At 46.7% G+C, this 2833-nt stretch carries 2 protein-coding genes and 1 pseudogene; all 3 read left to right on the top strand.

The window, feature by feature from the left end; translation table 11 throughout:
* On the top strand, positions 1-1796 hold a 1796-nt coding region (locus tag HUK38_RS14445), incomplete at its 5' end, for an IS1634 family transposase (RefSeq protein ID WP_238787693.1).
* A 154-nt stretch (positions 1797-1950) separates the two neighbouring features.
* Positions 1951-2199: a thioredoxin domain-containing protein gene (locus HUK38_RS14440; protein ID WP_182585024.1), complete on the top strand. Its 249-nt coding sequence runs from the start codon at positions 1951-1953 to the stop codon at positions 2197-2199.
* Positions 2200-2211: 12 nt separating this feature from the next.
* Positions 2212-2598: pseudogene (locus HUK38_RS14435) on the top strand (redoxin domain-containing protein); the annotation flags it as partial.
* Positions 2599-2833 lie beyond the last annotated feature (235 nt).

Below are 2833 nucleotides of genomic sequence, written 5' to 3'. Positions count from 1 at the left end.
TTAAAAAACCGTGCTTTTTTCTTGCCTTTTTTGCGTGTACGTATTACGTTTATACGTACATTTTAAATGGGGGTTTATTCATGGCTAAACCAATAACAGGAAAAACTCACGTCGGCGAACGGCGCGAGAAGCGTCCGAATGGCGATATTTACATCTATGAACGGATTACGGCCTACGACGAAAAGACCAGAAAAACTCATACGGTCAGTCAGAAGCTCATGGGTAAAATCAAGTCGGGAACACAAGAAATTGTGCCGACTCGTCCGAAAAAACACAAAGACGAAGGAGGCATTGCCGATGCAACACGCCAGCATACCGGCCTCACGGACATCCTGGAATGGGTGGGCAAGGTTTCCGGCATTGATGCTGATGTACGTGCTTCATTCAGCGAGGGTGATGCAGCAAAGATACTTTCTATCGCACGCTACTGGATCGGTTCCGGTGGCAACACGCTGCCGCGCCTTGAGAGTTGGCAGGTGATGCACCCCCTTCCATATCGTGAAGGAATCACTGAAGACGTGTATGGCAAGCTGTTTAAGGATGTTGGTCGTAATGAAGAAGGCATTCAGTGCTATTTTTCAGCTCGGGCGGCAGGCCTGGGAGAGTCTCCTGTGCTGGCGTTTGACTCTACAACTATCTCTACCTACTCTGAAAATCAATCGGAGGCACGGCAGGGGTTCAACAAGGATGGCGACGGACTCAATACGATCAAGCTTTTGACCTTATATTCCGTGAAGGGTCGCGAACCAATAGCCTTCGCTAAGCAACCCGGTAATATTCCGGATGTCATATCCATTGAAAACACTCTGACACAGCTCAAGTGTTTCAATCTGGAAAAACCTCTGATCGTCACCGATAACGGCTACTACAGCCAGAAGAACATGATGGAATTCGCCTTGCGCAATGTGAAGTTTCTGACCCTGGTTGATCCAAATATTATCTGGGTCCGCGAGACAGTTGATGCGCTCCGTGCAGCGCTTGCGGGTATGTCCAGCACTTGTCCGTTCGACCCGTCAATCTGCGGAGCAACTTCGTCCAGAATGCACCAGTTCACTCGGGCACGCCGGCGATCACGCAACGGCAAGGTCGCCGGTGAAAAAGAAACGATCTCGCGCCGTCTGTATGTACATGTTTACTATTCACCCGACAATGAAGCCAAGAAAGAACTCGCCTTCCGCAAGGACCTGTTTGAACTGAAGGCGCAAATAGAAGGAGGACAAACCGAGTTCACGGAATCAGCGCAAAAGAAAATAGACAAGTACCTGACCTGTTCCAGAAAGGGGCGTGGGGGGCAGCTGAAGGTGGGATTCAACGACAAAGCCATTACCGAAGCAAAGAAGTACTTTGGCTATTTCGCCCTTGTCAGCAATCAGGCTATGGACACATTTACAGCACTTGAAAATTATCGGCTGCGAGAAAAAATCGAAGAACTCTTTGCCGTGCAAAAAGGGAGGCTCGACGGTGCTCGACCGCGCACATGGTACCCGGACAATCTGCGTGGAAGACAATTCACACAATTTGTCTCGCTGGGCTATCATTGTTTCCTGACGAAAAAAATAAAGCAAGTGCAAGACAAGCTCAGGAAGAAAGAATCCGGAAAACCCAAATCACTTATCAAGCTTGAAAAAAAACTGGAAAACTGGCTTGCCCAACGTTCTCTCGCCCAGATCCTGGATTGGTTCGACTGCATTGAAACCACAAAGGTACAGACTGTCATGGGCAGCTATCGATGGTCCACCGAATCAGCTGCCAGAGACAGACTGTTCTTGAAGTACTTGGGACTAAACAACAAATAGTGTACGCTTTATCGGACTTTCAGGATACTACACGATACATAATTGAATGATTGCTCAAATAAACATTGACAACAAACTCACCGGAACTTAGCTTGAATGTATATTCAAATTAAAACCTGTCGGTACGAATGAAGCAATACCATTGGAGACCATCATGAAATTACAAGAAGCACTCGATGCCATGAAAAAGGAATTTATTGCGAGTAAACCACCAGAAGTTACATCTGTCCTTCTTAAGGAAACCGAAAAACTGGTGCAATCCGGAATCGCTGACAGGGCGATTAAGGTTGGTGAAACGTTGCCAGAGTTTGCACTTCCCGATGCAAAAGGCAATCTCATCAGCTCAAAGGAACTTCTGGCCAAAGGCCCACTTGCCATCAGTTTTTATCGTGGCGTCTGGTGACCGTACTGTAATGCAGAGCTGGTAGCTCTACAGGAAATCTACGGTCAGGTACTGGAAATGGGCGGTTCATTTGTCGCTATTTCCCCACAGCTCAGTAAATATTCAAAACAGGTCGTGAACAAAAACAACCTCTCTTTTCCAGTACTTTCTGACCAAGATTGTGCATATGCAAGGCTGTTAAATATCGACTATGTCTTACCTACAAAACTTCAGGAGGTGTACACCCGTTTTGGTCTTGATCTCCAGCGATTCAATGGTAATGATTCCTGGATACTGCCTATGTGCGGCAGGTTTATCGTTGATACTCATGGTATAATCAAAAACGCTGAAGTACATGTCGACCATACCCGTCGGCCGGAGCCCAGCGAAATCGTCGATCTTTTGAAATCAATTGGTTAACAGATATGGCATAAAAAATTGGATTACGACTAAATTTCAGCTGTATGGGGATATCAGGCAAATTTTTCACGGGACGCCACAAACCCCCATACATGGGGGCTTGACCGCAGCCATCCAGGCTGCGAAACACCCATTTAAAGGTCACCTCATATCCCTCTCAACCATCTGAGCTGATCTTTAGTTGTAATCATACAAAAAAAGGACACTTGTTTCGCAGGCGGTATGAATTTACACC

It is taken from the genome of Thiospirillum jenense (genome assembly GCF_014145225.1).
Classification (GTDB): domain Bacteria; phylum Pseudomonadota; class Gammaproteobacteria; order Chromatiales; family Chromatiaceae; genus Thiospirillum; species Thiospirillum jenense.
The sequence above is the reverse complement of the archived record's forward strand: the minus strand, read 5'-3'. Positions and strand labels throughout refer to the sequence as shown.